The sequence below is a fragment of the Methylopila sp. 73B genome, from assembly GCF_000526315.1.
GTDB lineage: Bacteria > Pseudomonadota > Alphaproteobacteria > Rhizobiales > Methylopilaceae > Methylopila.
In genome coordinates, this window is sequence record NZ_JAFV01000001.1 from 1,541,570 (window position 1) to 1,566,665 (window position 25,096).

A 25,096-nucleotide genomic window follows, 5' to 3' on the forward strand; every position below is an offset into this window, starting at 1 on the left:
CGACCTTCGGGGCCACTCAACGATGGAAACATGAACATCGCGTGGCGCTTCGCCCTCCGACCCATGATCCGTGCGTCGGGAGATGGCGTTCGCGTCCCGCCATTCAATGCGCCCGCTCACCGGCCGCCCGGCGCGGCGTCGATCAGGCGGAGGCTGACCCGCTCCGATCCGCCCCAGCGGTCGACGCCGAGCACCCCCGCGGCGTGGACCTTCGCCCCCCGCGCCGAGAGCAGCGCCCTGCCGAGGTCGGCGTCGGCCGCGCGGAAGGCGATCGCGCCCACCGAGGCGCCGTCGCCCGCCCGGAGGCGCAGGCGCACGTGCCCCTGCCCCACCACGTCGGCGGAGGCGACGGTGTGGTCGGCGAGCGCCAGCACCGGCTCCGGCGCGCCGGAGCCGAAAGGTCCTGCGCGCTCCAGCTCGCGGACGAGGTCCGGGGTCGCGGCGGCGGCGGTGAGCGCGGCGTCGACGGCGAGCGAGCGGTCCGCCCGCGCCCGCACGACATGGCCCTTCAGGCGGTCTTCGAGAAATCCGCGGAAGACGCCGAGGCGGTCCGCCTTGAGCGTGACGCCCGCCGCCATGGCGTGGCCGCCGCCCTTGACCAGCAGCCCGTCGGCGACGGCCTCGCGGACCACGGCGCCGAGATCCACGCCGATGATGGAGCGGCCCGAGCCGACGCCGGTTCCGTCCGCGCCGAAGGCGATGGCGAAGGCGGGGCGGCGGAAGCGCTCCTTCAGCCGCGCGGCGACGAGGCCGACGACGCCGGGATGCCAGCCCTCGCCGGAGACGACCACGGTCTGCGCCGCCTCCTCGTCCGGCCCGAGCGCCGCCCAGGCCTCGGCCTCGCCCTCGGCGAGCGTCGCGCGCTCGATCGCCTGGCGCTCGCCGTTCAGCCGGTCGAGATCGGCGGCGATCGCCGTCGCGCGCTCCTCGTCGTCGCAGAGCATCAGCCGCGCACCGAGGCCGGCGTCGCCGATGCGGCCGCCGGCGTTGATGCGGGGGCCGAGGAGATAGCCGAGATGGTAGGGCGTCGGCGGGCCGTCGAGCCGGGCGACGTCCATCAGCGCGCGCAGGCCGAGCCGCGACCGCGAGCGCAGCGAGATCAGCCCCTTCGCCACGAAGGCGCGGTTGAGGCCCTTGAGCGGCACCACGTCGGCGACCGTGCCGAGCGCGACGAGATCGAGCGCGCCGAGCAGGTCGGGCTCGCCTCCCCGCCCCGCCCAGAACCCGCGGCGGCGCAGCTCGCGGGTGAGCGCCACCAGCGTCATGAACACGACGCCGCAGGCGGCGAGGTGGCCGAGGCCGGACAGGTCGTCCTGGCGGTTGGGGTTCACCAGCGCCGTCACGTCCGGCAGCGCCTCGCCGACCTGGTGATGGTCGAGCACGATCACGTCGAGGCCGCGGGAGCGGGCGTGGGCCAGCGCGTCATGGCTGGTGGAGCCGCAGTCGACGGTGACGAGCAGCGTTGCGCCGCCGTCCGCCAGCATGTCGATCGCCCCGACGTTCGGGCCATAGCCCTCGAAGATCCGGTCCGGGATGTGCGTCTTCACGGCGGCGCCGGCGGCCATGAGAAACTCCGCCAGCAACGCCGTCGAGGTCGCGCCGTCGACGTCGTAGTCGCCGAAGATCGCGACCGTCTCGGCGCGCTGGACGGCGTCCGCGAGGCGGCCCGCGGCCGCCGGCATCGCCGTCAGCGTGTCGGGATCGGGCATCAGGCGGCGGAGCGAGGGGTCGAGATGGCCGATCGCGGTTTCGCTCGTCACGCCGCGACCGGCCAGCACCCGGGCGAGCAGGTCGCCGTGGCCGTGGTCGCGGACGAGCTCGGCGGACAGCGCGCGGCCCCGCGCGTCGAGCCGGTCCCGCCACGCCCGCCCGCCGAAGGACGCGACGACGCCCAGGAAGGCGTCGGACGGATCGCTCCGCAGCGCGGTCGCCGCGGCGGTCGGCGTGATCATGGACGTTGATTCTCCATGGGCCGAGCATAGTCCACGGCGTTCGAGATAGCCCGCCTCAGTCGAGGTGGAACTTCTCCGTGCGGGCGTGCTCGGCCCGGATCCGGCGGCTGGTGCCGGTCGAGGACCGCATCACCAGCGTCTCGGTCACGATCGCCCGGCGGCCGAAGCGGACGCCCGCGAGCAGGCCGCCGTCGGTCACGCCGGTCGCCGCGAAGATGACGTCGCCGCGGGCCATGTCGTTCAGCTCGTAGACGCGGCTGAAATCGGAGATGCCGGCGGCGGCGGCCTTGCGGCGCGCGTCGGGCGAGTCGAGCAGGAGCCGACCCTGCATGTAGCCGCCGGTGCACCGCAGCGCGGCCGCGGCGAGAACGCCCTCCGGCGCGCCGCCGACGCCGAGATAGATGTCGATGCCGGTCTCGTCCGCATCGGTGGCGTGGATCACGCTCGCCACGTCGCCGTCGGTGATCAGCCGGATCGCGGCGCCGGTGGAGCGGACCGCGTCGATCAGGCGCGCGTGGCGCGGCCGGTCCAGCACGCAGGCGGTGATCTCGCGCACCGGCACGCCCTTGGCCCTGGCGAGGCTCTCGACGTTCTCCTGGGGCGAGCGGCCGAGGGCGACCGTGCCGGCGGGATAGCCCGGCCCGATCGCGATCTTGTCCATGTAGACGTCGGGCGCCTTCAGCAGCGTCCCCGCCTCCGCGATCGCGAGCACCGAGATGGCGTTGGACTGCGCCTTGGCGCAGAGCGTGGTGCCTTCGAGCGGGTCGAGCGCGATGTCGACGCGCGGTCCCTGCCCGGAGCCGACCTCCTCGCCGATCCAGAGAACGGGCGCCTCGTCGCGCTCGCCTTCGCCGATCACCACGACGCCGCGGATCAGAAGGTGGTCGAGTTCGCGCCGCATGGCGTCGACCGCGGCCTGGTCGGCCGCGCGCTCGTCGCCGCGCCCGCGGAAGAAGGCGGCCGCCACGGCCGCGCGCTCGGTCACGCGCACAAGTTCGATCGTCAGGCCGCGATCGATCGCGTCGTTCGCGTCGAGAGGGCCAAGGCCCTGCCCTTCCGGTTCCATCTCGGCCCTGAGAGCCGTCGCCTTCTTCGCCACGTGTCGTCCCCCGCGGCGTGCGCCGCTCCGCCCCGGTTCGCCGGGGTCTCGTCGCGACGTGCTTGTTGCGGCGGCGAGAGAGGTCGCGCTGTCCCCGGCCGTCCGCGACCAGAGCTCCGATCGAATCGCGTCAGCGCTTTTCGATGCGGATCAGCTGGGGCGCGCCATCGATATGCCCGTCCGCCTCGATCGCGTCCAGCGCGATCCGAAGGCTGGCCTCGGTCGTGGCGTATGTGATGAGCACCACCTGAACCGGCTCGCCGCCCGCGGCGTCGCTTTCGGACTCGCGCCCGCGCTGCACGATGCTCTTCAGGGAGATGCCCTGCTCCGCCATCCGGGTGGCGATGGCGGCCGCCGCGCCCGGACGATCGATGACCGAAAGGCGGATGTAGTATCCGCCTTCGTGCCGGCCCATCGGGGCGCGCGTCGGGCTCTGGAGCTTGCCCGCCGGCAGGCCGAACATGGGCGGCGTGACGCCGCGGGCGATGTCGACGATGTCGGCGATGACCGCCGAGGCGGTCGCGTCGCCGCCGGCGCCGGGACCCGACAGCACCAGCGCGCCGACCGCGTCGGCGTCGATCTCGACGGCGTTGGTCACGCCGTCGACGCGCGCGATCGCGCTCTCCTTCGGCAGCATCGAGGGGTGGACGCGCTGCTCGACGCCCGCGTCGGTGCGCGTCGCGACCCCGAGCAGCTTCACGCGGTAGCCGAGCTCTTCCGCCATCTGCAGGTCGAGGGGCGTGATCGAGGCGATGCCCTCGACATAGATGCCGTCCGCGTCCGGCTCGACGCCGAAGGCCAGCGAGGCCAGCAGCGCCAGCTTGTGCGCGGTGTCGAAGCCGCCGACGTCGAAGGTCGGGTCGGCCTCGGCGTAGCCCAGCCGCTGCGCGTCGGCGAGGCATTCGGCGAAGCCGATCTTGTCCTTCTCCATCCGCGTCAGGATGTAGTTGCAGGTGCCGTTGAGGATGCCGAACACGCGCGAGACGTTGTTGGCCGCGAGGCCCTCGCGCAGCGTCTTCACGATCGGGATGCCGCCGGCCACCGCCGCCTCGAACGCGATCGGGGCGCCCTTCTCCTCCGACCCGCGGGCGAGCGCCACGCCGTGCTTGGCGAGCAGGGCCTTGTTGGCGGTGACCACCGGCCGGCCGTGCTCGATCGCGGTCTCGACGCAGGCGCGCGCGGGGCCTTCCGCCCCGCCGATCAGCTCGACCACCAGGTCGACGTCGTTCGCGCGCGCGAGTTGGCTCGCGTCCATGTGCCAGGCGACCCGCGACAGATCCAGGCCGCGGTCACGACCCTTCTCGCGGGCGGAGACCGCGGTCACCACGATCGGGCGGCCGGCGCGCGCGGCGAGCTCCTCGGCCTTGGCCGACAGGATGCGCACGACGGCGGAGCCCACCGTGCCGAGGCCGGCCACGCCGACCCTCAGAGGTTCCGCCATTAGATATTCCAAACCGAAGAGAGGGACGGTCTGCGGCGGCCTCGAGCGGACCTCCGCGAGGTCCGGTCCGTTAGCGCGCCGCGGCGAGCGGGACGACGTTGTGCAACGTCTCGTCCGCCGTTTCAAGGAACCGGCGGATGGAGCGGGCGGCCTGCCGGATGCGGTGCTCGTTCTCGACCAGGGCGATGCGGACGTACTCGTCGCCGTGCTCGCCGAAGCCGATGCCGGGGGCCACCGCCACATGCGCCTTCTCGACCAGCAGCTTCGAGAATTCGAGGCTGCCGAGCGAGCGGAACTTCCCTGGGATCGGCGCCCAGGCGAACATCGAGGCGCGCGGGCTCGGCACTGGGAAGCCGGCGCGGCCGAAGCTGTCCACCATGATGTCGCGGCGCTTCTTGTAGATCTCGCGCATCTCCGCGATGCAGTCGTCCGGGCCGTTCAGCGCGGCCGAGGCCGCAACCTGGATCGGCGTGTAGGCGCCGTAGTCGAGATAGGACTTCACCCTAGCGAGCGCCGCGATCAGCCGCTCGTTGCCGACCGCGAAGCCGACGCGCCAGCCCGGCATGGAGAAGGTCTTGGACAGCGAGGTGAACTCGACGGCCACGTCCATCGCGCCCGGCACCTGCAGGATCGAGGGCGGCGGCACGTCGTCGAAGTAGATCTCGGAGTAGGCGAGGTCCGACAGCACGAAGATGTCGTGCTGCTTCGCGAAGCGCACCACGTCCTTGTAGAACTCGAGGTCGGCGACCTCCGCCGTCGGGTTCGACGGGAAGCAGGTGATGAGCGCGATCGGCTTCGGGATGGAGTGGATCACGGCGCGCTCGAGCGCGTGGAAGTACTCCGGGCCGGGCGTCGCCGGCACGTTGCGGATCACGCCGCCCGCCATCAGGAAGCCGAAGGCGTGGATCGGGTAGCTCGGGTTCGGCGTCAGCACGACGTCGCCGGGCGCGGTGATGGCCTGCGCCATGTTGGCGAAGCCTTCCTTCGAGCCGAGCGTCGCGACGATCTGCGTGTCCGGGTTCAGCGTCACGCCGAAGCGGCGGGCGTAGTACGCCGCCTGCGCCTTGCGGAGGCCGGGAATGCCCTTCGATGTCGAATAGCGATTCGTGCGCGGCTTGGTGACGGCCTCGATCAGCTTTTCGTTGATGTGATCGGGCGTCGGCAGGTCGGGGTTGCCCATGCCGAGATCGATGATGTCGGCGCCTGCCTTCCGGGCGGCGGCCTTCACGCGGTTCACCTGTTCGAACACGTAAGGCGGCAGACGACGCACGGAATGGAATTCGGTCATGGCACGATTCGCGGAAAGTGGCTCCGGCGCACCAGCGCGCCGGCCGTCCGGGAATACAGTATGGGCCGTTTGCGGGCAAACGGCGGCGCGCCAAATTGGCCAGAAGGTCTAAGAGGCTGCCGGGCTTGACGCGGTCAGCGCTTGCCGCGCGCCAGGAGGTCCGCCTCGAGCTTCTTCTGCTCCTCCGGCGTGCGCAGGCGGCCCGCACGCTGCGGCGGCGTCACGCCCACGGACGGATAAGCGAGGTTTGTCGGCGCCGGCGGCAGGCCGCGCGTGCCCTTGTACTTCTCCAGGTCGCACCCGCCGAGCGCGAGCCCGCAGGCGACGAGGAGGACCGCGCGGGCGTCGTTCCGGGATACGCTCATGGCTGTCTCTCGAACGCGGGCGGATCGCCCGTTTGTCTGGCGGAAGCGCCGGTTGGCGCGTGACGCGCGGCGCGGCTTGCGCCTATTGTCATGGGAACAGGTTACGACGCAACCCGCGGCGCTTGACGCGATCTCGGGGCCGTCGAAAGGGGAGGAAGGGCTATGGCCCGGAGCGCCGTCGGACGTTCGGCGACGAAGCCTGCGAGAGCGACCGGCCGGCGGGCCGCAGCCAAGCCCCGTCCCGCGGCGCGGCGCGCGAAGGCCCGCGACGCGCACCCCGACGCCCCCGAGATCGCCGCCGACGCCCCCGCCCCGTCCGAACGCGCTGCTCCGCGCTCCGCCGGCCCGAAATCCCCGCGCGCGAAATCCGCGGCGCCCAAGTCCAAACCTGCGAAACCGGACGCCGCGCCATCCGCCGAGCCGAAGCCGGCGCAACCCAAGGCCGGGAAGTCCAAGTCCGCGCAACCCAAGCCCGCTTCGCGCAAGCCCGCACGGCGCCCGGCCGCCAAGGCGAGCGCGCCGGCCGCTTCCGCCGAGACGGCCGCGGTTAAGCCCGCCGCTCCGGAGACTGCGGCGCCGAAGAGCAAAACCGCGAAACCGCGCACGGCCGCCAAGACTCAGGACGACGCGGGAGCCAAACCCTCGCCGAAGCGTAAGGCGGCGGCCCCGAAGGACGACGCGGCCAAACCCGCCGCGGCCGGATCGACGAGGCGCGAGGCTCCGGCCGACGCCCCGCCCCGCGCCGAGACGCAGGCCGGCTCGACCGCCTCCGGCGCGCGCGGGGACGGCGGCGAGCGCGCCGAGCGCGACGAGGAAGCCGAGGGCGGCGACGGCGGCCCCAATCCCTTCCTGACGCCCGAGGTCGAAGCCTTCGCCGCCAACATGGCGCGGCTGTTCGAGGAAGGCGGGCGCGCGGTGTCGGCCTATCTCCGCCCGCGCGAGGGCGGCCCGCGCAAGGCCGCCGGCACGGACGAGATCGTCGACGTCGTCCGGACGCTCGGCCAGGTCGCCGAGCGCTGGATGGCGAACCCCAGCCGCACGCTCGAGGCGCAGCGGGCCTTCGCCGGCGGCTTTCTCGAGCTTTGGGCCGGTTCGCTGAAGCGGTTTTCGGGCGAGGACGCTCCGCCGGTCGCCGTGCCGGACCCGCGCGACGCGCGGTTCAAGGATCCGGAATGGACCACGAGCCCGTTCTTCGACTTCGTGAAGCAGGCCTATCTGCACACCAGCCGCTGGGCCGAGCGCATGGTGGACGAGGCGCACGAGCTTGATCCGCACACGCGGCACAAGGCGTCGTTCTACGTGCGCCAGATCGCGAACGCCGTGGCGCCGTCGAACTTCGTGCCCACCAACCCCGAGCTGATCCGCGAAACGCTGGCCTCCAAGGGCGAAAACCTCGTGCGCGGCATGCGGATGCTGGCCGAGGACATCGCCGCCGGGAACGGCGACCTCCGCATCCGCCAGACGGACGGCTCCAACTTCGTCGTGGGAAAGAATCTCGCCACCACGCCCGGCAAGGTGGTGTTCCGGAACGACCTGTTCGAGCTGCTGCAGTATGCGCCGACCACCGAGATGGTCCGCACCCGTCCGGTGCTGATCGTGCCGCCGTGGATCAACAAGTTCTACATCCTCGATCTCACGCCGGAGAAGAGCTTCATCAAGTGGTGCGTGGACCAGGGGCTCACGATCTTCTGCATCTCCTGGGTGAACCCCGACGCCCGCCACGCCAAGCTCAGCTTCGACGACTACATGCGGGACGGGGTGCTGACCGCTCTGAAGGTCGTGCAGGAGATCTCGGGTTCGGAGACCGTCGACGCCGCGGGCTACTGCGTCGGCGGCACGCTGCTCGCGGTGACCCTCGCCTATCTCGCGGCCAAGGGCGAAGCGCCGTTCGCGAGCGCGACCTTCCTCACGACCCAGGTCGACTTCACGCATGCCGGCGACCTGAAGGTCTTCGTGGACGAGGAGCAGGTGAAGGCTGTCGAGGCGCGGATGGCCGAGTCCGGTTTTCTCGAAGGCGCCAGCATGGCCAACGCCTTCAACATGCTGCGGTCGAACGACCTGATCTGGCCCTACGTCGTCAACAACTACCTGAAGGGCAAGGCGCCCTTCCCGTTCGACCTGCTGTACTGGAACTCCGACGCCACGCGGATGCCGGCAGCGAACCACTCGTTCTACCTGCGCGGCTGCTACCTCAACAACGATCTCGCCAAGGGCCGGATGACGGTGGGCGGCGAGCGTCTCGACCTGAAGAGGGTCAAGGTCCCGGTCTATGAGCTCGCGAGCCGCGAGGACCACATCGCGCCTGCGCGCTCGGCCTTCCTCGGCGCGCAGCTGTTCGGCGGTCCGGTGCGCTTCGTCCTGGCCGGTTCGGGGCATATCGCCGGCGTGGTGAACCCGCCCGCGAAGATGAAGTACCAGCACTGGGTCGGCGAGGAGCCCGCGGGCGCCTTCGAGGACTGGTTCGCGGCGGCCGAGGAGAAGCCCGGCTCGTGGTGGCCGGACTGGCGCGGCTGGCTGGCCGCGGCGGACGCGACCGCGACGCCGGCGCGGACGCCCGGCGTGGGGCCCTACCCCGCGCTCGGCGACGCGCCGGGAACCTACGTCAAGATGCGGGTCTAACCCTCTGCCCGAAAACAAAAAAGCCCCGGATCGCTCCGGGGCTTCTCATTCGTGTCCTCCGCGACGTTCAGGCCGCGACGGCGTTGTGGGCGGCGCGACGCGAAATGGTCTCGATGTCGTTGCGGCCGATGTTGATGTCGCGCAGCGTGCGCTCGTCGAGGGTCGCGAGCTGCTCGAAGGTCTCGCGGTACACGCGCCACATGCGGTAGCGCTTCAGGAGGAAAGCCCAGAAAATCATCGTCTTCAGTCCAGGGTCAGGCGGCTCGCGGCAGGCGGTCGCGCGAGAGCCTCTTGGCTGTCGCTGTCCGTCGCTGGGTCGTCATGGTTCGGTGAAGCCTAGATAATCAGCAGACTGGCGCTCGAATAGGCGGCAGATGGCATCGCAGCAATGCGCGCCTCACATGTCGCCTCGCCAAGGCGTTAACATGAGCGGCCTGAAGGTTAACGCCGCTGCAGACTGAGGGGTTACGTCGGCCCGCCGGGCGAGGCGCGGGCGCCTCGGGACGGCGTGCTGCGACGCGGCGCCACAGCCCCGCCTACTCGGCCGCGTCGTCGAGCGCTTGCCGCAGCGGCCGGCGCTTCAGCACCTCGGCGAGGAATCGCCCGGTGTGGCTGCCCTTCGCGCGCGCGATCTGCTCCGGCGTGCCGGTCGCGACCACCATGCCGCCGCCGTCGCCGCCCTCGGGACCCATGTCGATGATCCAGTCCGCCGTCTTGATGACTTCGAGGTTGTGCTCGATCACGGCGACCGTGTTGCCCTGGTCGACCAGCTCGTGCAGGACCTCAAGCAGCTTCGCCACGTCGTGGAAGTGCAGACCCGTCGTCGGCTCGTCGAGGATGTAAAGCGTGCGGCCGGTCGCCCGGCGCGACAGCTCCTTCGACAGCTTCACCCGCTGCGCCTCGCCGCCGGACAGCGTCGTCGCCTGCTGGCCGACCTTGACGTAGCCGAGGCCGACACGGGCCAGCGTCTCCATCTTCTCGCGGATCGAGGGCGTCGCCTTGAAGAACTGCACGGCCTCGTCGACCGTCATGTCCAGCACGTCCGCGATCGACCTGCCCTTGTAGAGCACCTCCAGCGTCTCGCGGTCGTAGCGCCTGCCCTTGCAGACGTCGCAGGTGACGTAGACGTCGGGCAGGAAGTGCATCTCGATCTTGATGACGCCGTCGCCCTGGCAGGCCTCGCAGCGGCCGCCCTTCACGTTGAACGAGAACCGGCCCGGCATGTAGCCGCGCGCCTTGGCCTCGGGCAGCGCGGCGAACCATTCGCGGATCGGCGTGAAGGCGCCGATGTAGGTGGCGGGGTTCGAGCGCGGGGTGCGGCCGATCGGCGACTGGTCGATGTCGATGACCTTGTCGAGCGCCTCGAAGCCCTCGATCCGCTCGTGGGCGCCGGGGTTCTCGTTGGCGCCGTTCAGCTTGCGCGCCGCGGCCTTGAACACGGTGTCGATCAGCAGCGTGGACTTGCCGCCGCCGGAGACGCCGGTGACGCAGGTGAAGACGCCAAGCGGAATCTCGGCGGTCACGTCCTTCAGATTGTTGGCCTTGGCGCCAAAGACCTTCAGCGCCTTCTTCGCGTTGAACGGCCGGCGCTTCGGCGGCGTCGGCACCATCCGCGCGCCGGTGAGATACTGGCCGGTGAGGCTGTCGGGATGGTTCATCACCTCGTCCGGCGTGCCGGCGGCGATGATGCGGCCGCCGTGGACGCCGGCGCCCGGCCCCACGTCGACCACGTAGTCCGCGAGCCGGATCGCGTCCTCGTCGTGCTCCACCACGATCACGGTGTTGCCAAGGTCGCGCAGGCGCTCGAGCGTCGTCAGCAGCCGGGCGTTGTCGCGCTGGTGCAGGCCGATCGAGGGCTCGTCGAGCACGTAGAGCACGCCGGTGAGGCCCGAGCCGATCTGGCTCGCGAGCCGGATACGCTGGCTTTCGCCGCCCGACAGCGACCCGGAGTTGCGGGCGAGCGTGAGGTAGTCGAGCCCGACGTCCACAAGGAAGCGCAGGCGGTCGCGGATCTCCTTGAGGATCCGGTAGGCGATCTCGTTCTGCTTCGCGGTGAGGTGGTTCGGCAGGTCCTCGAACCAGGCGTGCGCCGCCTTCACCGAGAGCTCCGACGCCCGGCCGATGTGCCGGTCCGCCACCCGCACCGCGAGCGCCTCGGGCTTCAGCCGGTAGCCCTCGCAGATCAGGCACGGCACGTCCGACATGTAGCGGCCGATCTCCTCGCGGGACCAGTCGCTCTCGGTCTCCTTCCAACGCCGCTCGAGGTTGCGCACCACGCCCTCGAAGGTCTTGGTGGTCTCGTAGGAGCGCAGGCCGTCGTCGTAGACGAAGCGCACCTTGTCGGCGCCCGAACCGTAGAGGATGACGTTCTTCGCCTTCTCCGGCAGGTCGGACCAGCGCGTCGTCAGGTTGAAGCCGTAGTGCTTGGCGAGGGCGTCGAGCGTCTGGACGTAATAGGGCGAGGTCGAGCGCGCCCAGGGGGCGATCGCGCCCTTGCGCAGGGTCAGCCCTCCGTCGGGAACCACGAGGTTCGGATCGACGCTGAGCTCGGTGCCGAGGCCGTCGCAGGCCGGGCAGGCGCCGAAGGGATTGTTGAAGGAAAAGAGTCTGGGCTCGATCTCGGCGATGGTGAAGCCGGAAACCGGGCAGGCGAACTTCTGCGAGAAGGTCAGCCGCTTCGCCTGCCCGTGCTCGTCGGTCTCGCCCGCGAACTCCGCCAGCGCGATGCCGTCGGCAAGCGCCAGCGCGGTCTCCAGGCTGTCCGCCAGACGGCTCGAGATCTCGCCGCGGATCACCACGCGGTCCACCACCACGTCGATGTCGTGCTTCAGCTTCTTGTCGAGCGCCGGCGCGTCGGCGATCTCGTAGTAGGTCCCGTCGATCTTGAGGCGCTGGAAGCCCTTTTTCTGGAACTCCGCGATCTCCTTGCGGTACTCGCCCTTGCGGCCACGGATCACCGGCGCGAGCAGGTAGAGCCGCGAACCCTCCGGCAGCGCCGTCAGCCGGTCGACCATCTGGCTGACGGTCTGGCTCTCGATGGGCAGGCCGGTGGCCGGCGAATAGGGAATGCCGACGCGCGCCCACAGCAGGCGCATGTAGTCGTAGATCTCGGTGACCGTGCCCACCGTCGAGCGCGGGTTCTTCGAGGTCGTCTTCTGCTCGATCGAGATCGCCGGCGACAGGCCGTCGATCTGGTCGACGTCCGGCTTCTGCATCATCTCGAGGAACTGGCGCGCGTAGGCCGAGAGGCTCTCGACGTAGCGGCGCTGGCCTTCGGCGTAGATCGTGTCGAAGGCGAGCGACGACTTTCCGGAGCCCGACAGGCCCGTGAACACCACCAGCCGGTCGCGCGGAATGTCGAGGTCGACGTTCTTGAGATTATGCTCGCGCGCGCCGCGCACGGAGATCAGCCGCGCGTCGCGCCGCTCAGGGACGCGTTCGGCCGCAGCGTCGAACGCCGCCTCCAGCGCCGCGGCGGAGGTCTTGGCGACCGGCTTCGGCGCCGTCTCGACGCCGGACTTCGCGGGCGTCTTGGCCGGCGGTTTGGCAGCTGCCTTAGGGCCCGGCTTGGCCGCAGCCTGCTTCGGCGCTCGGGCCTTGCCGGCCGGCGAAGAGGTTTTCGTCATGAGGTCACGTCGTCCCGCAGCGGCTCGATCCCGCCATTCGATCGTCAAGTCGGCCCGCAAGGCGTTCAGGTCAAGCGGAGCGCTTGTCGCGCCGCGATCCGCATGCTAAGGAACATAGGAAGAACAAACGCCATTGTCCACCGCCATGCGTCCCCTCCCGAGGCTTGTGGACAAGCCCGGGGCGGGGGCGACGGAGGCGGTCGCGGCGATTAGGGTGCGCGCTCAAGCTTTCAGGAGATCGTCATGGCGGGCAGCGTCAACAAGGTCATTCTGGTCGGAAATCTCGGCCGTGATCCGGAAGTCCGCCGCATGAACTCCGGCGAGCCGGTGGTCAACCTGCGGATCGCGACCTCCGAGAACTGGCGCGACAAGCAGTCCGGCGAGCGCCGCGAAAAGACCGAGTGGCACTCGGTGGTGATCTTCAACGAGAACCTCGCCAAGATCGCCGAGAGCTATCTGCGCAAGGGCTCGAAGGTCTATGTCGAGGGCCAGCTGCAGACCCGCAAGTGGACCGATCCCTCGGGCGTCGAGAAGTACACGACCGAGATCGTGATCCAGCGCTTCCGGGGCGAGCTCGCCCTGCTCGACGGCCGCGGCGGCGGCGGTTCGGACGACAGCTACGAGGCCGGCTCCAACGAGAGCTTCGGCCGGTCGAGCCCGACCGAGCGTCGCTCTCCCGCTCCGGCGGCCCCCGCCGCAGCGGGCGGCGGACGCGGCGGCTACTCCGACGCGATGGACGACGACATCCCGTTCTGACGCTGATCCGACCGGACGCTCCTTTCTCGGGGCCTAGTCGATGACCCGCGACGCGGTCGCGGACCGAACGCGCGGTGACACGTCGCGCCCTCCGGCGGCTTCGAGGGTGGTGAGATCGCGCCGATGAGCGGCGCTGCAACCTATGGCGGACTGTTCGTCGCCGCCTTTCTCGCTGCGACGCTGCTACCGGCGCAGTCGGAAGCGGCGCTCGTCGCCCTGATCGCGCTGGGCGAACGGTCGCCCTGGGCCCTGGTGGCGATGGCGAGCCTCGGCAACACCCTGGGCTCGCTGGTGAACTGGGCGATCGGCCGGCAGGCGGAGCGTTTTCGCGGTCGGCGGTGGTTTCCGGCTTCCGATCGCGCGCTCGAACGAGCAAAACGCTGGTACGGCCGCTATGGCCGTTGGTCGCTGCTGTTGAGCTGGGTCCCGATCATTGGCGACCCTCTGACCCTGGTGGCCGGCGTCCTGCGCGAGCCGCTCTGGAGCTTTCTGGCGCTGGTGGCGCTGGCGAAGACCGCCCGCTACGCGGCGCTCGCGGCCGGAACGCTCGCTCTCGGATAGGCGAGCCTCGCCGGAGTTGCGCCTAACCGAGGGCGGCCTCTCCCATCAGCCGCGCCGAGCGACGGCCCTCGGGCCGCCTCAGGCGGCCCGGACGGTCGCGAGGAAGCGCTCGACCTCGACGCGGAGTTCGGAGGAGCGCTCCGACAGGTTGGAGGCCGAGGACAGCACCTCGCCCGCGGCGATCCCTGCGCCCTGCGCGGCGCTCGCGACGGCGCCCATGTTTTCGGTCACCTCGTTGGTGCCGACGGCGGCCTGCGAGACGTTGCGGGCGATCTCCTGTGTCGCCGCGCCCTGCTCCTCGACGGCGGCCGCGATCGCGCTCGACGCCGACGAGATCTCCTCGATCCGGCCGGTGATGCCGCTGATCGCCGCCACCGCGTTGGTGGTGGAGAGCTGGATCTGGGCGATCTGCGACGAGATCTGCTCGGTCGCCTGGGCCGTCTGGTTGGCAAGGTTCTTGACCTCCGAGGCCACCACCGCGAAGCCGCGGCCGGCCTCGCCAGCGCGCGCCGCCTCGATGGTGGCGTTGAGCGCAAGCAGATTGGTCTGGCTCGCGATCGCCTGGATCATCGCGACGACGTCGCCGATCGTGTTCGCCGCGACGCTGAGGTCGCGCACCAGGGCGGCGGTGGCGCCGGCGTCGGCCACGGCCGTGCGGGCGAGCTCCGCCGATCCCTGGACCTGACGCCCGATTTCCTGGACCGAGGCGCCGAGCTCCTCCGCCGCCGCGGCGACCATCTGCACGTTGGACGCCGCCTGGTCGGCGGCCGCGGCCACCGTGGTGGAGCGGCGGGCGGTGTCGCTCGCCGCCCGGTCCATGCCCGAGGCCGTGCCCTGAAGCTGGGAGGACGCGGCCGCCACCGCGCCGACGACGCCGCTCACCGCCGCTTCGAAGCGATCCGCCATGTCGCGCATCGTCGCCTTCCGCTGCGCCTCGGCGCCGGCGCGGGCGAGCGCGGTCTCCTCCTCCAGCGCGCGGGCGCGGATCATGCCGTCCTTGAACACGTCGACCGCCTGCGCCATCCCGCCGACCTCGTCGCCCCGGTCGCGGCCCACGACGTCGACCGACAGATCGCCGCCGGCGAGACGCTTCATGTCGTCGGTCATGCGCCGCAGCGGACGCGCGACGTTGAGCGTGAGCAGCGCCGCGGCGCCGATCGCGAAGACGATGGCGAGCGCCACGAAGATCAGGGTCGCGACCGTCGCCTGGGCGTAGGCCTGCTGGGCGGCGGCGCCGCTCTGCTGGGCGGCCGCGTCGTTGAGGTCGATCAGCTTCTGCAGCTCGGCCAGCGCGGCGTTGCTCGCCGTCGACATGGTGGTGTTGTACATCCGCTGCGCGCCGACGACGTCGCCGGCCGTGGCGAGCGCGTTCATCTCGCTCTGGAGCCGTCCGTAGGCCGCCCGGCCGCGCTCGAAGGCGACGTAGGCCTCCTTTTCCGCCGGGGTCGTGGTCTGCCCTACGTACTGCGCCTGGAGCTCGGCGAGCTCGCCCTCCCGCTTCGCCAGCGTCGCGGCGATCTCGTCCCGGAGCGCGGGCGTGTCGGCGGAGATCAGACGGCCGCCGTTGATCCGCAGCCGCAAGGTCACGACCTGCATCTTGCCGAGGATCTGCGTGGTCGGCAGCCGGCTTGTGCGGAGATCCTCGGCCGCGCCGTTGACCTGGCCGAGTTCATAGAGCGCGAAGCCGCCGAGGCCTGCGACGAGAACGACGAGGCCGCCAAACGCGAGGTTCAGCTTACGGCGGATGGTGGCGGTCTTCAGCATGGGGGGGCTCGTCGCAGGGCGGTTAACGGACACCATCGGACATTCGCCCAGGCCGACTAATTTCTCATTAATCGAAAGTCTTAGACAAAGCGCTGCCCCGAGATGGGCGATCGTTCGTTTGCAACCGGTCGTCGAAAGCGATCGATAACCTTGCCCGCGCATTTCGACCTCCAGCGGGCCGCGGAACAACCGCTCCTTTACCGGCGGTCCCTCACGGTCCCAACCATGTCAGCCGCCCTCGATTATCGCCAAGCGCCCGCTCCGTCCGATAGCCCGCTTCGGATCGTCCATCTCGTCCGCTCGCCGGTCGGGGGAATCTTCCGGCACATCGCCGATCTCGCGACGGCGCAGGCCGCGGCCGGCCATCAGGTCGGCTTCGTGTGCGACAGCCTCACGGGAGGCGCCTTCGAGGCCGAGCGCATCACCGCGCTCGAGCCGCACCTGGCGCTCGGGGCGTTCCGGCTGCCGATCGCGCGCCAGATCGCGCCCTCGGACGTGACGGCGCTCGCCCGCGTGCACCGCCGGCTGGCGCCGCTCGCGCCTGACGTGGTGCACTCCCATGGCGCGAAGGGCGGCGTGTTCGGCCGCGTCACGGGCGCCTGGCTCAACCGGGCGAAGCCGGTGGCGCGGATCTACGCGCCCCATGGCGGCAGCCTGCACTTCGACCCGGCCACCGCCGAAGGCCGCATCTACTTCGCGATCGAACGCGCGCTGGAGACGGTCAGCGACGTGCTGGTGCACGTGAGCGAGTACGAGCGCCGCGCCTACGTGGACAAGGTCGGCGCCCCGCGCTGCCAGGCCGTCGTCGTGCGCAACGGCCTGACGCCGCCCGAATTCGAGGCGGTGGCGCCCGCGCCGGACGCCTCCGATTTCCTCTACCTCGGCATGCTGCGCGACCTCAAAGGCCCCGACGTGTTCATCGAGGCGCTGGCGCTGCTCGCGCGCGACGGCGCCGCGGCGACGGGGACGATCGTCGGCGACGGCCCGGACGAGGCGCGCTACCGCGGGCTCGTCGCCGAGCGCGGGCTGGCGGCGCATGTCCGCTTCCTGCCGCCCCGGCCGGCGCGCGAGGCCTTCGCGACGGCGCGCGCGATCGTCGTGCCGTCGCGCGCCGAATCCATGCCCTATGTCGTGCTCGAGGCGATCGCGGCCGGTCTGCCGATCCTCGCCACCGATGTCGGCGGCATTCCGGAGATCTTCGGCCCGTTCAGCGGCGACCTGCTTCCGCCCGGCGACGCGGCCGCCCTCGCCGCGGCGATGGGGCGGCTCATGGCCGACGCCGGCCGCGCCCGGGGGATGGCGCGCGAACGTCGAGCGCATATCGCCGGCGAGTTCGCGCTATCGTCGATGGCGTCGCGCATCGAAACCGTTTACCGCGACGCGATCGCGGCACGAGAAACGCGAACTTTCTCCGTTCGGTAAAAGTGTTTGTTTTGAGTTTGTCGCCATCCTGATCCGACATCGCGATGGAGCGGCGACGTGAACGGGTTCCAAATGGCGCGCCTCGAGATCAGGCAAGATGAACCGAAGCCTCTGACGCCGCGGCAGACGCGGCTGAACGAGCAGGCTCGCGAGATCGCGCAGCAGTTCACGGCCGCGTCCATCTCGCAGACGCTGCTGGTCGGCGCGGTGCGGCTGGTCGACGCCGCGCTCGTGCTCGCCTCAGCCACGATCGCCTACGCCATCACGCTCGGTCCGCTGTCGGGACTGAGCTGGAGCTACCCGCTCGCGGCCGGGCTCGGCGTCGTGCTGTTGCTGATCTTCGCCCAGGCGGCGGACGCCTACCACGTGGTGGCGTTCCGCTCGATGGGGGGCCAGCTCGGCCGCATGCTCGGCGCCTGGACGCTGGTCTTCGCGGGCTTCGCGGCGCTCGGCGCCTTCCTCGACTTCGGCGGCGCGATCGACCGGCGCTGGCTCGGCTACTGGTTCGTGTTCGGCGCCGCCGGGCTGCTCGTCGCGCATGTGGGGCTCGCGGTTCTGGTGAAGCGCTGGGCGGCGCAGGGCCGGCTCGGCCGCAAGGCCGTCATCGTCGGCGGCGGCGAACCGGCGGGCGAGCTCATCCGCGCGCTCGAGGCGACGCCAGGCAACGACGTCCACATCTGCGGCGTGTTCGACGACCGCTCGAACGACCGCTCGCCGGCGATCGTCGCGGGCTACCCCAAGCTCGGCAACATCGCCGAGCTCGTCGAGTTCGGCCGCCTCGCCCGCATCGACTTGCTGATCGTGACGATCCCGGTCACCGCGCGCGGCCGCGTCACGGAAATCCTGAAGACGCTCTGGGTGCTGCCGGTCGACATTCGACTCTCGGCCCACACCGACAAACTGCGCTTCCGTCCGCGCTCCTACTCCTACCTCGGCTCGATCCCGATGGTGGAGCTGGCGGAAAAGCCGATCGCGAACTGGGACTACGTGGCGAAGCGCGCCTTCGACCTGGTCGTCGGCTCGCTCTGCATCCTGCTGACGGCGCCGCTGATGATCGCGACCGCGGTGGCGATCAAGCTCGACAGCCCCGGCCCGGTGTTCTTCCGGCAGAAGCGCTACGGCTTCAACAACGAGGTCATCGAGATCTTCAAGTTCCGGTCGCTCCGCCACGAGATGGCGGACCCGGAGGCGAAGACCGTGGTGACGAAGAACGACAGCCGCGTCACGCGCGTCGGCCGCTTCATCCGCAAGACCTCGATCGACGAGCTGCCGCAGCTGTTCAACGTCATCAAGGGCGAGCTCGCGCTGGTCGGTCCGCGACCCCACGCCGTCAACGCCCACACCTCCGACACGCTCTGGAACGACGTCGTCGACGGCTACTTCGCCCGCCACCGCGTGAAGCCCGGCGTCACCGGCTGGGCGCAGATCAACGGCTGGCGGGGCGAGGTCGACACCCAGGAGAAGCTCAAGAAGCGCGTCGACCACGACCTCTACTACATCGAGAACTGGTCGATCCTGTTCGACCTCAGCATCTTGCTGAAGACCCCGATCTCGCTCGCCAAGACGGACAACGCCTATTGAGCGCCTCGCACGCCACCTATGGCGGCGGCCGCTCGCTGACCTTCGGCGCGGAAGGCCTGCGCGAGGGCATCGTCTGGCTGGCGGTCGCCTCCAGCTTCTTCGTGATGTTCGAGCCGGCGCCCTACGACCTGCTCTTCATCCTGGCGATCGGGGTGTTCGCGGCCACCGGGCTTAGCCTTCCGCGCGCGCTGCTGCCCTTCGTGCTGCTGGTCATCCTGTACCAGCTCGGCGCGGTGCTGACGCTCACGCTGGTCTACGACCGGGCGGACACGCAGAAATGGACCACGGTGGGCGTGTTCCTGTCCGGCACCGGGGTGTTCTATTCGCTGCTGCTGGCCGACCGGACCGAGATCCGGGCGCGCCTGATCGCCAATGCCTGGGTCATCGCCGGCGCCATCGGCGGCGGACTGGCGATCGTGGGCTACTTCCACCTGGCGCCGTTCGCGGACTCGCTGCTGATCTACGGCCGCGCCAAGGCGACCTTCAAGGACCCCAACGTCTACGCGCCCTACCTGATCTTCCCGGCACTGGTGCTGATCCAGCGGCTCTATTCGGTGGACCTCAAGAAGTCGCTGTTCGTGCTGCTGCCGCTCGGGCTGATCATGAGCGGCGTGTTCCTCAGCTTCTCGCGCGGGTCCTGGGGCCACCTGATCGGCTCCGCCGCGATCATGACGGTGCTGACGATCCTCGCCGCCCCCACCCCGGCCCGGCGGGCGCGCATCCTTCTCATCTGCGGCGCGGCGGCGCTGGGCGCCGCCCTGCTGATCGCGGTTCTGCTGACCTTGCCCTCGGTGTCGAGCCTGTTCGCGGAACGCGCGAGCCTGGAGCAGAACTACGACGTCGGCCGCTACGGCCGCTTCGGGCGCCACGCCGCCGGCTTCCAGCTCGCGCTCGAGCGGCCGCTCGGCATCGGCATCTTCCAGTTCGCCAAGCTCTTCGGCGCCGACGTCCACAACACCTACCTCAACGCCTTCATGTCCTACGGCTGGCTCGGCGGGCTCGCCCTGCCGACGCTGGTCATCGTCACCTTCGTCTTCGCAGGCCGCACGATCCTCGTTTCGACTCCGTGGCGACCGATCTTCATCTGCGCCTTCTCCACCTGGAGCGTGCTGATGATGGAGGCCTGGGTCATCGACGTGGACCACTGGCGCCACCAATGGGCGCTGCTCGGCATGACCTGGGGCTTCATCGCCGCGACCCTCGCCCACCAGCGCCGCGCCGACGACGCGGCGTCGGCGCGCATCCCCCGCGCGGCGGGTTGACGGCCCCCGGGGCCTTCGCGCCAAAGTAGCCCGCACTCCCGCAGACTCCGCTTCGAGGCGCGACCCCCGCCCCATGTCCGACCGCGACCGACCGCTGAAGATCGTGCTGATCGACGCGAGCCCCGTGCGCGCCGCCGTCATGGAGCAGGGCCTGCGGGACGCCGGGCACACAACCATCATGCGGATCACCGACCACGTGAACCTGCTCGCGCGCATCTACGCGATCGACCCGGACGTCATCCTCATTGACCTCGAGAACCCGAGCCGCGACGTGCTGGAGCAGATGTTCCAGGTGAGCCGCGCCGTGCGGCGGCCGGTGGGCATGTTCGTCGACCAGAGCGACCGCGCCTCGATCGAGGCCGCGATCGACGCCGGCGTTTCGGCCTATGTGGTCGACGGGCTGAAACGCGAGCGTGTGCAGCCGATCCTTGAGACGACGATCAGCCGCTTCCGGGCCTTCGCCAAGCTCCGCGCGGAGCTGGAGCAGGCGAAGGGCCAGCTCGAAGAGCGCAAGACCGTCGACCGCGCCAAGGGCATCCTGATGCGCGCGAAGAAGATCGACGAGGAGGAGGCCTATGCGCTGCTGCGCAAGGTCGCCATGAACGAGAAGAAGAAGATCGTCGAGATCGCCCAATCGGTGATCACCGCTGCGGAGCTGCTCGGATGAGCCTCGACCCGGTCAAGATCGGTTTCATTCCCCTCGTCGACGCCGCGATTCCGATCATCGCGGCCGACGTCGGTTTCGCGGCCGAAGAAGGCATCGCGCTTGAGCTGGTGCGCGAGGTGTCGTGGGCGAACATCCGCGACCGGCTGACGCTCGGCCATTTCGACGGCGCGCACCTGCTCGCGCCCATCGCGATCGCGACCACGCTGGGGCTCGGAACCATCAAGGTGCCGCTGGCGGCGCCGCTCGCGCTCGGCCTGAACGGCAATGCGGTGACGATGTCGCCGCCGCTGTTCGAGGACATCCGCCGCCACATGGCGCCGGGCGCCGGCATGGCCGACCCGCGCGCCACCGGCGCGGCGTTCAAGGCGGTCGTCGAGGAGCGACGGCGCAACGGCGACGAGCCGCCGACGCTCGGCATGACCTTCCCGTTCTCGACCCACAACTACCAGCTCCGGCTGTGGCTGGCCGCCGCGGGCGTCGAGCCGGACGAGGACGTGCGGCTCGCGGTCGTGCCGCCGCCGTTCATGGTCGACGCGCTCGAGAACGCTCACGTCGAGGGCTTCTGCGTCGGCGCGCCCTGGAACTCGGTCGCCGTCGAGTACAAGCTCGGCCGCATCCTCCACCTCGGCGTCGACCTCGTGCGGCGCTGCCCCGAAAAAGTGCTGGCGGTGCGGGCGCATTGGCTCGCCCGGAACCCCGAACTTGCGGCGCGCCTGGTGCGGGCCTGCGTGCGCGCGGCGGAATGGCTCGACGAGCCCAACCACCGTGAGGAGGCCGCACGGCGGCTCGCCGCTCCGAACCGGCTCGACGTGCACGCCCACATCATCCAGCGCGCGCTGGACGGCCGGCTTCCGACCGGCGACGGCGACGAGGTGCGCGTCTGCGACGGCTACGTCCTGTTCGGCGCCGACGGCGCGACGCGGCCCGACCAACGACACGCGCGCTGGCTGCACGCGCAGATGGTGCGCTGGCGGCAGACGTCGGACGACTCCGCCGGCGCCGACCTCGCCGCCGCGAGCTACCGCGCGGACGTCTACGACGCCGCCCTCGGCCGCGGCGCACCGCCCGAAGCCGACGATCCGCTGGGCGTCTTCACGGGCTGAGCCCTCGCCCGCGCGCCGCCTAACTTGCGTGCAGTGCACAAATCTGAAGCTGCATCTGCGCGCCGCTGCGGCAACCAAAGGCAATCGGGCGCGGACGCGCCATTGGCCGGTGCGACCCCGAACCCCTCAAATTTGAACGATCCCCGCACGCCGATCCGAGTTGGCACGCGACTTGAATGGAAGTGTTCGAGGTTGGCGTCGACGAGGACGCCCGCCACCTGCCCACCGATGGGCCCCAGCGACGCCGCTGACCTGACGAGCGCACTTCCGCACGTCGAGTCGGCGGCTTTTTTGTTTCTGGCCGTCCGCCATGAAGGCGGCGGCACGATCAGTCCCCGAGAGCGCCGATGGGCGCCCATGGAGCCGAAGGCCCGATGACCACCGAGTTCAAGACGCCGCAGTCCAAGACGTCCCCGATCGCGGGCCTTCATCGGCGCGACGTGCTGCGCGTCGGCGCGGGCGCCGCAGCGACGCTGCTCGCCGCCCGGACGCTCGCGCCCTCCGGCGTGTTCGCGCAGGGCGCAGGGCCGGAAACCACAAAGGCGACGCTCGGCTACATCGCGCTCACGGACTCCGCGCCGCTGATCGTCGCCAAGGAAAAGGGCTTCTTCGCCAAGCACGGCATGACCGACGTCACCGTGACGAAGCAGGCGTCCTGGGGCACCACGCGCGACAACCTCGTCCTCGGCTCCGAGGGCAACGGCATCGACGGCGCGCACATTCTCTCGCCGATGCCCTACCTGATCTCGGCCGGCAAGGTGACCCAGCAGAACATCCCGCTTCCGATGTATATCCTGGCGCGGCTGAACTACGACGCCCAGGGCATCTCGGTCGGCATGGCCTACAAGGACCTGAAGCCGACGGTCGACGCGACGCCTCTCAAGCAGATCTTCCTGAAAATGAAGGCCGAGGGCAAGCAGGCCAAGGTCGCGATGACCTTCCCCGGCGGCACCCACGACCTGTGGATCCGCTACTGGCTGGCCGCCGCCGGCATCGACCCCGACAAGGACGTCGAGACCATCGTGGTGCCGCCCCCGCAGATGGTGGCGAACATGAAGGTCGGCACCATGGACGCCTTCTGCGTCGGCGAGCCGTGGCCGGGCCAGCTCGTCAGCCAGGGCATCGGATTCACGGCCTGCAACACCTCTGAGATCTGGCAGAACCACCCCGAGAAGTCGTTCGCGATGCGGGCGGCCTACGTGGACAAGAACCCGAACGCCGCCAAGGCCCTGCTGATGGCCGTCCAGGAAGCGCAGATGTTCTGCGAGGACATGGCCAACAAGGAAGAGCTCGCCGCGATCGTCGGCACCCGGGCCTACTTCAACGTGCCGGTGAAGGACATCGTGGGCCGCCTCAAGGGCCACTACGACTACGGCGACGGCCGCATCGTGGAGAACAGCCCCGGCGTCATGAAGTTCTGGCGCGACCACGCCTCCTACCCGTTCCAGAGCCACGACACGTGGTTCCTCACCGAGGACATCCGCTGGGGCAAGTTCGCGCCCGACACGGACGTCAAGGCGATGGTCGCGAAGGTGAACCGCGAGGACATCTGGAAGGACGCCGCCAAGGCGCTCGGCGTGAAGGAGGCGGACATCCCGACGTCGACCTCGCGCGGCGTCGAGAAGTTCTTCGACGGCAAGACCTTCGATCCGGCCAACCCGGCGGCCTACCTCGACAGCCTCGAGATCAAGCGCGTCGCGTGAGGCGTCGCCGTCATGGAGGGCGCGCCCGCCGCGCCCTCCCCGCTCCTGATCCTCCGCACCAACTCCTGAGGAGTCGCCATGTCGGCCCCCGTCCTGAAACTCGACGACGCCCGCGCGACCAAGGCGGCGCCCGCCGCCGACGTCGTCGCGTTCCGGGCGCCGAAGGCGCCCTCCCCGATCGCCAAGCGCGCCAAGCGCGTCCTGGACTGGGCGAGCACCACGCTGATCCCGCCGCTGGTGGTGCTCGCTCTGCTGCTGCTGTTCTGGGAGCTGATCTGCTCCCGCCCCGGGTCCTCCCTGCCACCGCCCAGCCAGGTCGTCACCGACACCTGGGAGCTGATCATCGACCCGTTCTACGACCGCGGCGGCCTGGACAAGGGCCTGTTCTGGCACCTGCTGGCGAGCCTCCAGCGCGTCGCGGTGGGCTACGCCATCGCCGTTGTGATCGGCGTGGCGCTCGGGGTGCTGGTCGGTCAGTCCACCTGGGCGATGCGCGGCCTCGACCCGATCTTCCAGATCCTGCGCACCGTGCCGCCGCTCGCCTGGCTGCCGCTGTCGCTCGCCGCGTTCCGCGACGGCCAGCCCTCGGCGATCTTCGTGATCTTCATCACCTCGGTCTGGCCGATCATCATCAACACCGCGGTCGGCATCCGCAACATACCGACCGACTACTCGAACGTCGCCAAGGTCATCCGGCTGAACGGGTTCGAGTACTTCACCAAGATCATGATCCCAGCCGCCGCCCCGTACATCTTCACGGGCCTGCGGATCGGCGTCGGCCTCAGCTGGCTCGCGATCGTCGCGGCCGAGATGCTGATCGGCGGCGTCGGCATCGGCTTCTTCATCTGGGACGCGTGGAACTCGTCCAACATCAGCGACATCATTCTGGCGCTCGTCTACGTCGGAGTGGTCGGGTTCATCCTCGACCGGATCGTCGCGTTCATCGCCAACGCGGTCACCCGCGGCACGGCCACCGCGTAAGGGATCCGAGCCATGTCAGCCCAAGCTTTTCTCTCCATTCAGCACGTCGACAAGGCGTTCTCCCGCGGCGGCGTCACCAACGAGGTCCTCAAGGACGTCTCGCTCGACGTCAATGAGGGCGAGTACATCTCGATCATCGGCCATTCCGGCTGCGGCAAGTCCACCCTGCTCAACATCGTCGCCGGCCTCACGGGCGTGACGAAGGGCGTGGTCTTCCTCGAAGGCAAGGTGGTGGACGAGCCGGGACCGGACCGCGCCGTGGTGTTCCAGAACCACTCCCTGCTGCCCTGGCTCACCTGCTACGAGAACGTCGCGCTCGCGGTCGACAAGGTCTTCGCCAAGACCAAGTCCAAGGCCGAGCGCCGCGAATGGACCATGCGCCAGATTGAGCTGGTGAATATGGCCCACGCCAAGGACCGCCGCCCCTCGGAGATCTCCGGCGGCATGAAGCAGCGCATCGGCATCGCCCGCGCGCTCGCCATGCAGCCGAAGGTGCTGCTGCTCGACGAGCCCTTCGGCGCGCTCGACGCGCTGACCCGCACCCATCTGCAGGATCAAGTCATGCAGATCCAGACGGAGCTCAAGAACACCGTCCTGATGATCACCCACGACGTGGACGAGGCCGTGCTGCTCTCGGACCGCATCGTGATGATGACCAACGGCCCCTCGGCCCGCATCGGCGAAGTGCTGTCGGTGCCGCTGGAGCGCCCGCGCAAGCGGCTCGAGCTGGTCTCCGACCGCACCTACATCGCGGCCCGCGCCGCGGTGCTCAAGTTCCTCTACGAGCGTCACCGCTTCGTCGAGGCGGCCTGAGTGATGAAGACCACCGCCAACCGTCATGCCCGGCGAAGCCGGGTATCCACGACTTCGATCGCAAGCGACGTCGCGCGAGGAAAGTCGTGGATA

19 protein-coding genes are annotated in these 25,096 nt (G+C 70.1%); 11 read left to right on the forward strand and 8 right to left on the reverse strand.

Annotated elements, in window-relative coordinates; all coding sequences use genetic code 11:
• Positions 1-116: 116 nt before the first annotated feature.
• The 5 genes from recJ to K244_RS0107410 form a co-directional block, all read right to left on the reverse strand.
• On the reverse strand, positions 117-1,952 hold the full coding sequence (gene recJ / locus K244_RS0107390) for a single-stranded-DNA-specific exonuclease RecJ (protein WP_020185614.1): 1,836 nt from the start codon (positions 1,950-1,952) through the stop codon (positions 117-119).
• A gap of 55 nt (positions 1,953-2,007) precedes the next feature.
• The gene (gene glpX, locus K244_RS0107395; RefSeq protein ID WP_036306362.1) at positions 2,008-3,018 is read right to left on the reverse strand and encodes a class II fructose-bisphosphatase; all 1,011 of its coding nucleotides are present in this window, start codon (positions 3,016-3,018) and stop codon (positions 2,008-2,010) included.
• Positions 3,019-3,181: 163 nt separating this feature from the next.
• Positions 3,182-4,492 carry a homoserine dehydrogenase gene (locus K244_RS0107400; RefSeq protein WP_020185616.1) on the reverse strand — a complete coding sequence of 437 codons (1,311 nt, stop codon included), beginning with the start codon at positions 4,490-4,492 and terminating at the stop codon, positions 3,182-3,184.
• A gap of 70 nt (positions 4,493-4,562) precedes the next feature.
• Complete coding sequence (locus tag K244_RS0107405; RefSeq protein ID WP_020185617.1) at positions 4,563-5,780, reverse strand: LL-diaminopimelate aminotransferase; 1,218 nt, start codon at positions 5,778-5,780, stop codon at positions 4,563-4,565.
• Positions 5,781-5,914: 134 nt separating this feature from the next.
• Complete coding sequence (locus K244_RS0107410; protein ID WP_020185618.1) at positions 5,915-6,145, reverse strand: hypothetical protein; 231 nt, start codon at positions 6,143-6,145, stop codon at positions 5,915-5,917.
• Between the two features lie 882 nt (positions 6,146-7,027).
• On the opposite strand from K244_RS0107410, the gene phaC reads away from it, so the two are divergent.
• Positions 7,028-8,764, forward strand: coding sequence for a class I poly(R)-hydroxyalkanoic acid synthase (phaC, locus tag K244_RS21600; protein ID WP_051460097.1), 1,737 nt, complete (start codon positions 7,028-7,030; stop codon positions 8,762-8,764).
• A 67-nt stretch (positions 8,765-8,831) separates the two neighbouring features.
• Here the strand turns inward: phaC and K244_RS23045 are convergent, their stop codons facing one another.
• Complete coding sequence (locus tag K244_RS23045) at positions 8,832-9,002, reverse strand: DUF1127 domain-containing protein (protein ID WP_020185620.1); 171 nt, start codon at positions 9,000-9,002, stop codon at positions 8,832-8,834.
• Positions 9,003-9,300: 298 nt separating this feature from the next.
• Complete coding sequence (gene uvrA / locus K244_RS0107425; protein WP_020185621.1) at positions 9,301-12,390, reverse strand: excinuclease ABC subunit UvrA; 3,090 nt, start codon at positions 12,388-12,390, stop codon at positions 9,301-9,303.
• 243 nt (positions 12,391-12,633) lie between these two features.
• Between uvrA and ssb the strand changes: the two genes are divergently transcribed.
• Both ssb and K244_RS0107435 read left to right on the forward strand, forming a co-directional pair.
• Positions 12,634-13,146, forward strand: a complete 513-nt coding sequence (gene ssb, locus K244_RS0107430) for a single-stranded DNA-binding protein (protein WP_020185622.1) — start codon at positions 12,634-12,636, stop codon at positions 13,144-13,146.
• Positions 13,147-13,269: 123 nt separating this feature from the next.
• Complete coding sequence (locus K244_RS0107435) at positions 13,270-13,707, forward strand: YqaA family protein (RefSeq protein ID WP_020185623.1); 438 nt, start codon at positions 13,270-13,272, stop codon at positions 13,705-13,707.
• A 78-nt stretch (positions 13,708-13,785) separates the two neighbouring features.
• Here the strand turns inward: K244_RS0107435 and K244_RS0107440 are convergent, their stop codons facing one another.
• Entirely contained in the window at positions 13,786-15,471 is a 1,686-nt protein-coding gene (locus tag K244_RS0107440) for a methyl-accepting chemotaxis protein (protein ID WP_020185624.1), read from the reverse strand.
• Between the two features lie 225 nt (positions 15,472-15,696).
• On the opposite strand from K244_RS0107440, the gene K244_RS0107445 reads away from it, so the two are divergent.
• The 8 genes from K244_RS0107445 (at position 15,697) to K244_RS0107480 (ending at position 25,003) form a co-directional block, all read left to right on the forward strand.
• On the forward strand, positions 15,697-16,893 hold the full coding sequence (locus tag K244_RS0107445; protein ID WP_051460098.1) for a glycosyltransferase family 4 protein: 1,197 nt from the start codon (positions 15,697-15,699) through the stop codon (positions 16,891-16,893).
• 57 nt (positions 16,894-16,950) lie between these two features.
• Positions 16,951-18,474 carry an undecaprenyl-phosphate glucose phosphotransferase gene (locus K244_RS0107450; RefSeq protein WP_036305584.1) on the forward strand — a complete coding sequence of 508 codons (1,524 nt, stop codon included), beginning with the start codon at positions 16,951-16,953 and terminating at the stop codon, positions 18,472-18,474.
• Positions 18,471-19,736 carry a hypothetical protein gene (locus K244_RS0107455; RefSeq protein ID WP_020185627.1) on the forward strand — a complete coding sequence of 422 codons (1,266 nt, stop codon included), beginning with the start codon at positions 18,471-18,473 and terminating at the stop codon, positions 19,734-19,736. The genes K244_RS0107450 and K244_RS0107455 overlap by 4 nt, the downstream gene beginning before the upstream one ends.
• A 73-nt stretch (positions 19,737-19,809) precedes the next feature.
• Positions 19,810-20,403: an ANTAR domain-containing protein gene (locus K244_RS0107460; RefSeq protein ID WP_020185628.1), complete on the forward strand. Its 594-nt coding sequence runs from the start codon at positions 19,810-19,812 to the stop codon at positions 20,401-20,403.
• The gene (locus K244_RS0107465; protein ID WP_020185629.1) at positions 20,400-21,506 is read left to right on the forward strand and encodes a CmpA/NrtA family ABC transporter substrate-binding protein; all 1,107 of its coding nucleotides are present in this window, start codon (positions 20,400-20,402) and stop codon (positions 21,504-21,506) included. Before K244_RS0107460 ends, K244_RS0107465 begins: the two co-directional genes overlap by 4 nt.
• 374 nt (positions 21,507-21,880) lie before the next feature.
• The gene (locus tag K244_RS0107470) at positions 21,881-23,209 is read left to right on the forward strand and encodes a CmpA/NrtA family ABC transporter substrate-binding protein (RefSeq protein ID WP_024816373.1); all 1,329 of its coding nucleotides are present in this window, start codon (positions 21,881-21,883) and stop codon (positions 23,207-23,209) included.
• A gap of 78 nt (positions 23,210-23,287) precedes the next feature.
• Positions 23,288-24,190 carry a nitrate ABC transporter permease gene (ntrB, locus tag K244_RS0107475; RefSeq protein WP_020185631.1) on the forward strand — a complete coding sequence of 301 codons (903 nt, stop codon included), beginning with the start codon at positions 23,288-23,290 and terminating at the stop codon, positions 24,188-24,190.
• Between the two features lie 12 nt (positions 24,191-24,202).
• The gene (locus K244_RS0107480) at positions 24,203-25,003 is read left to right on the forward strand and encodes an ABC transporter ATP-binding protein (protein WP_020185632.1); all 801 of its coding nucleotides are present in this window, start codon (positions 24,203-24,205) and stop codon (positions 25,001-25,003) included.
• The last annotated feature ends 93 nt before the right edge of the window (positions 25,004-25,096 follow it).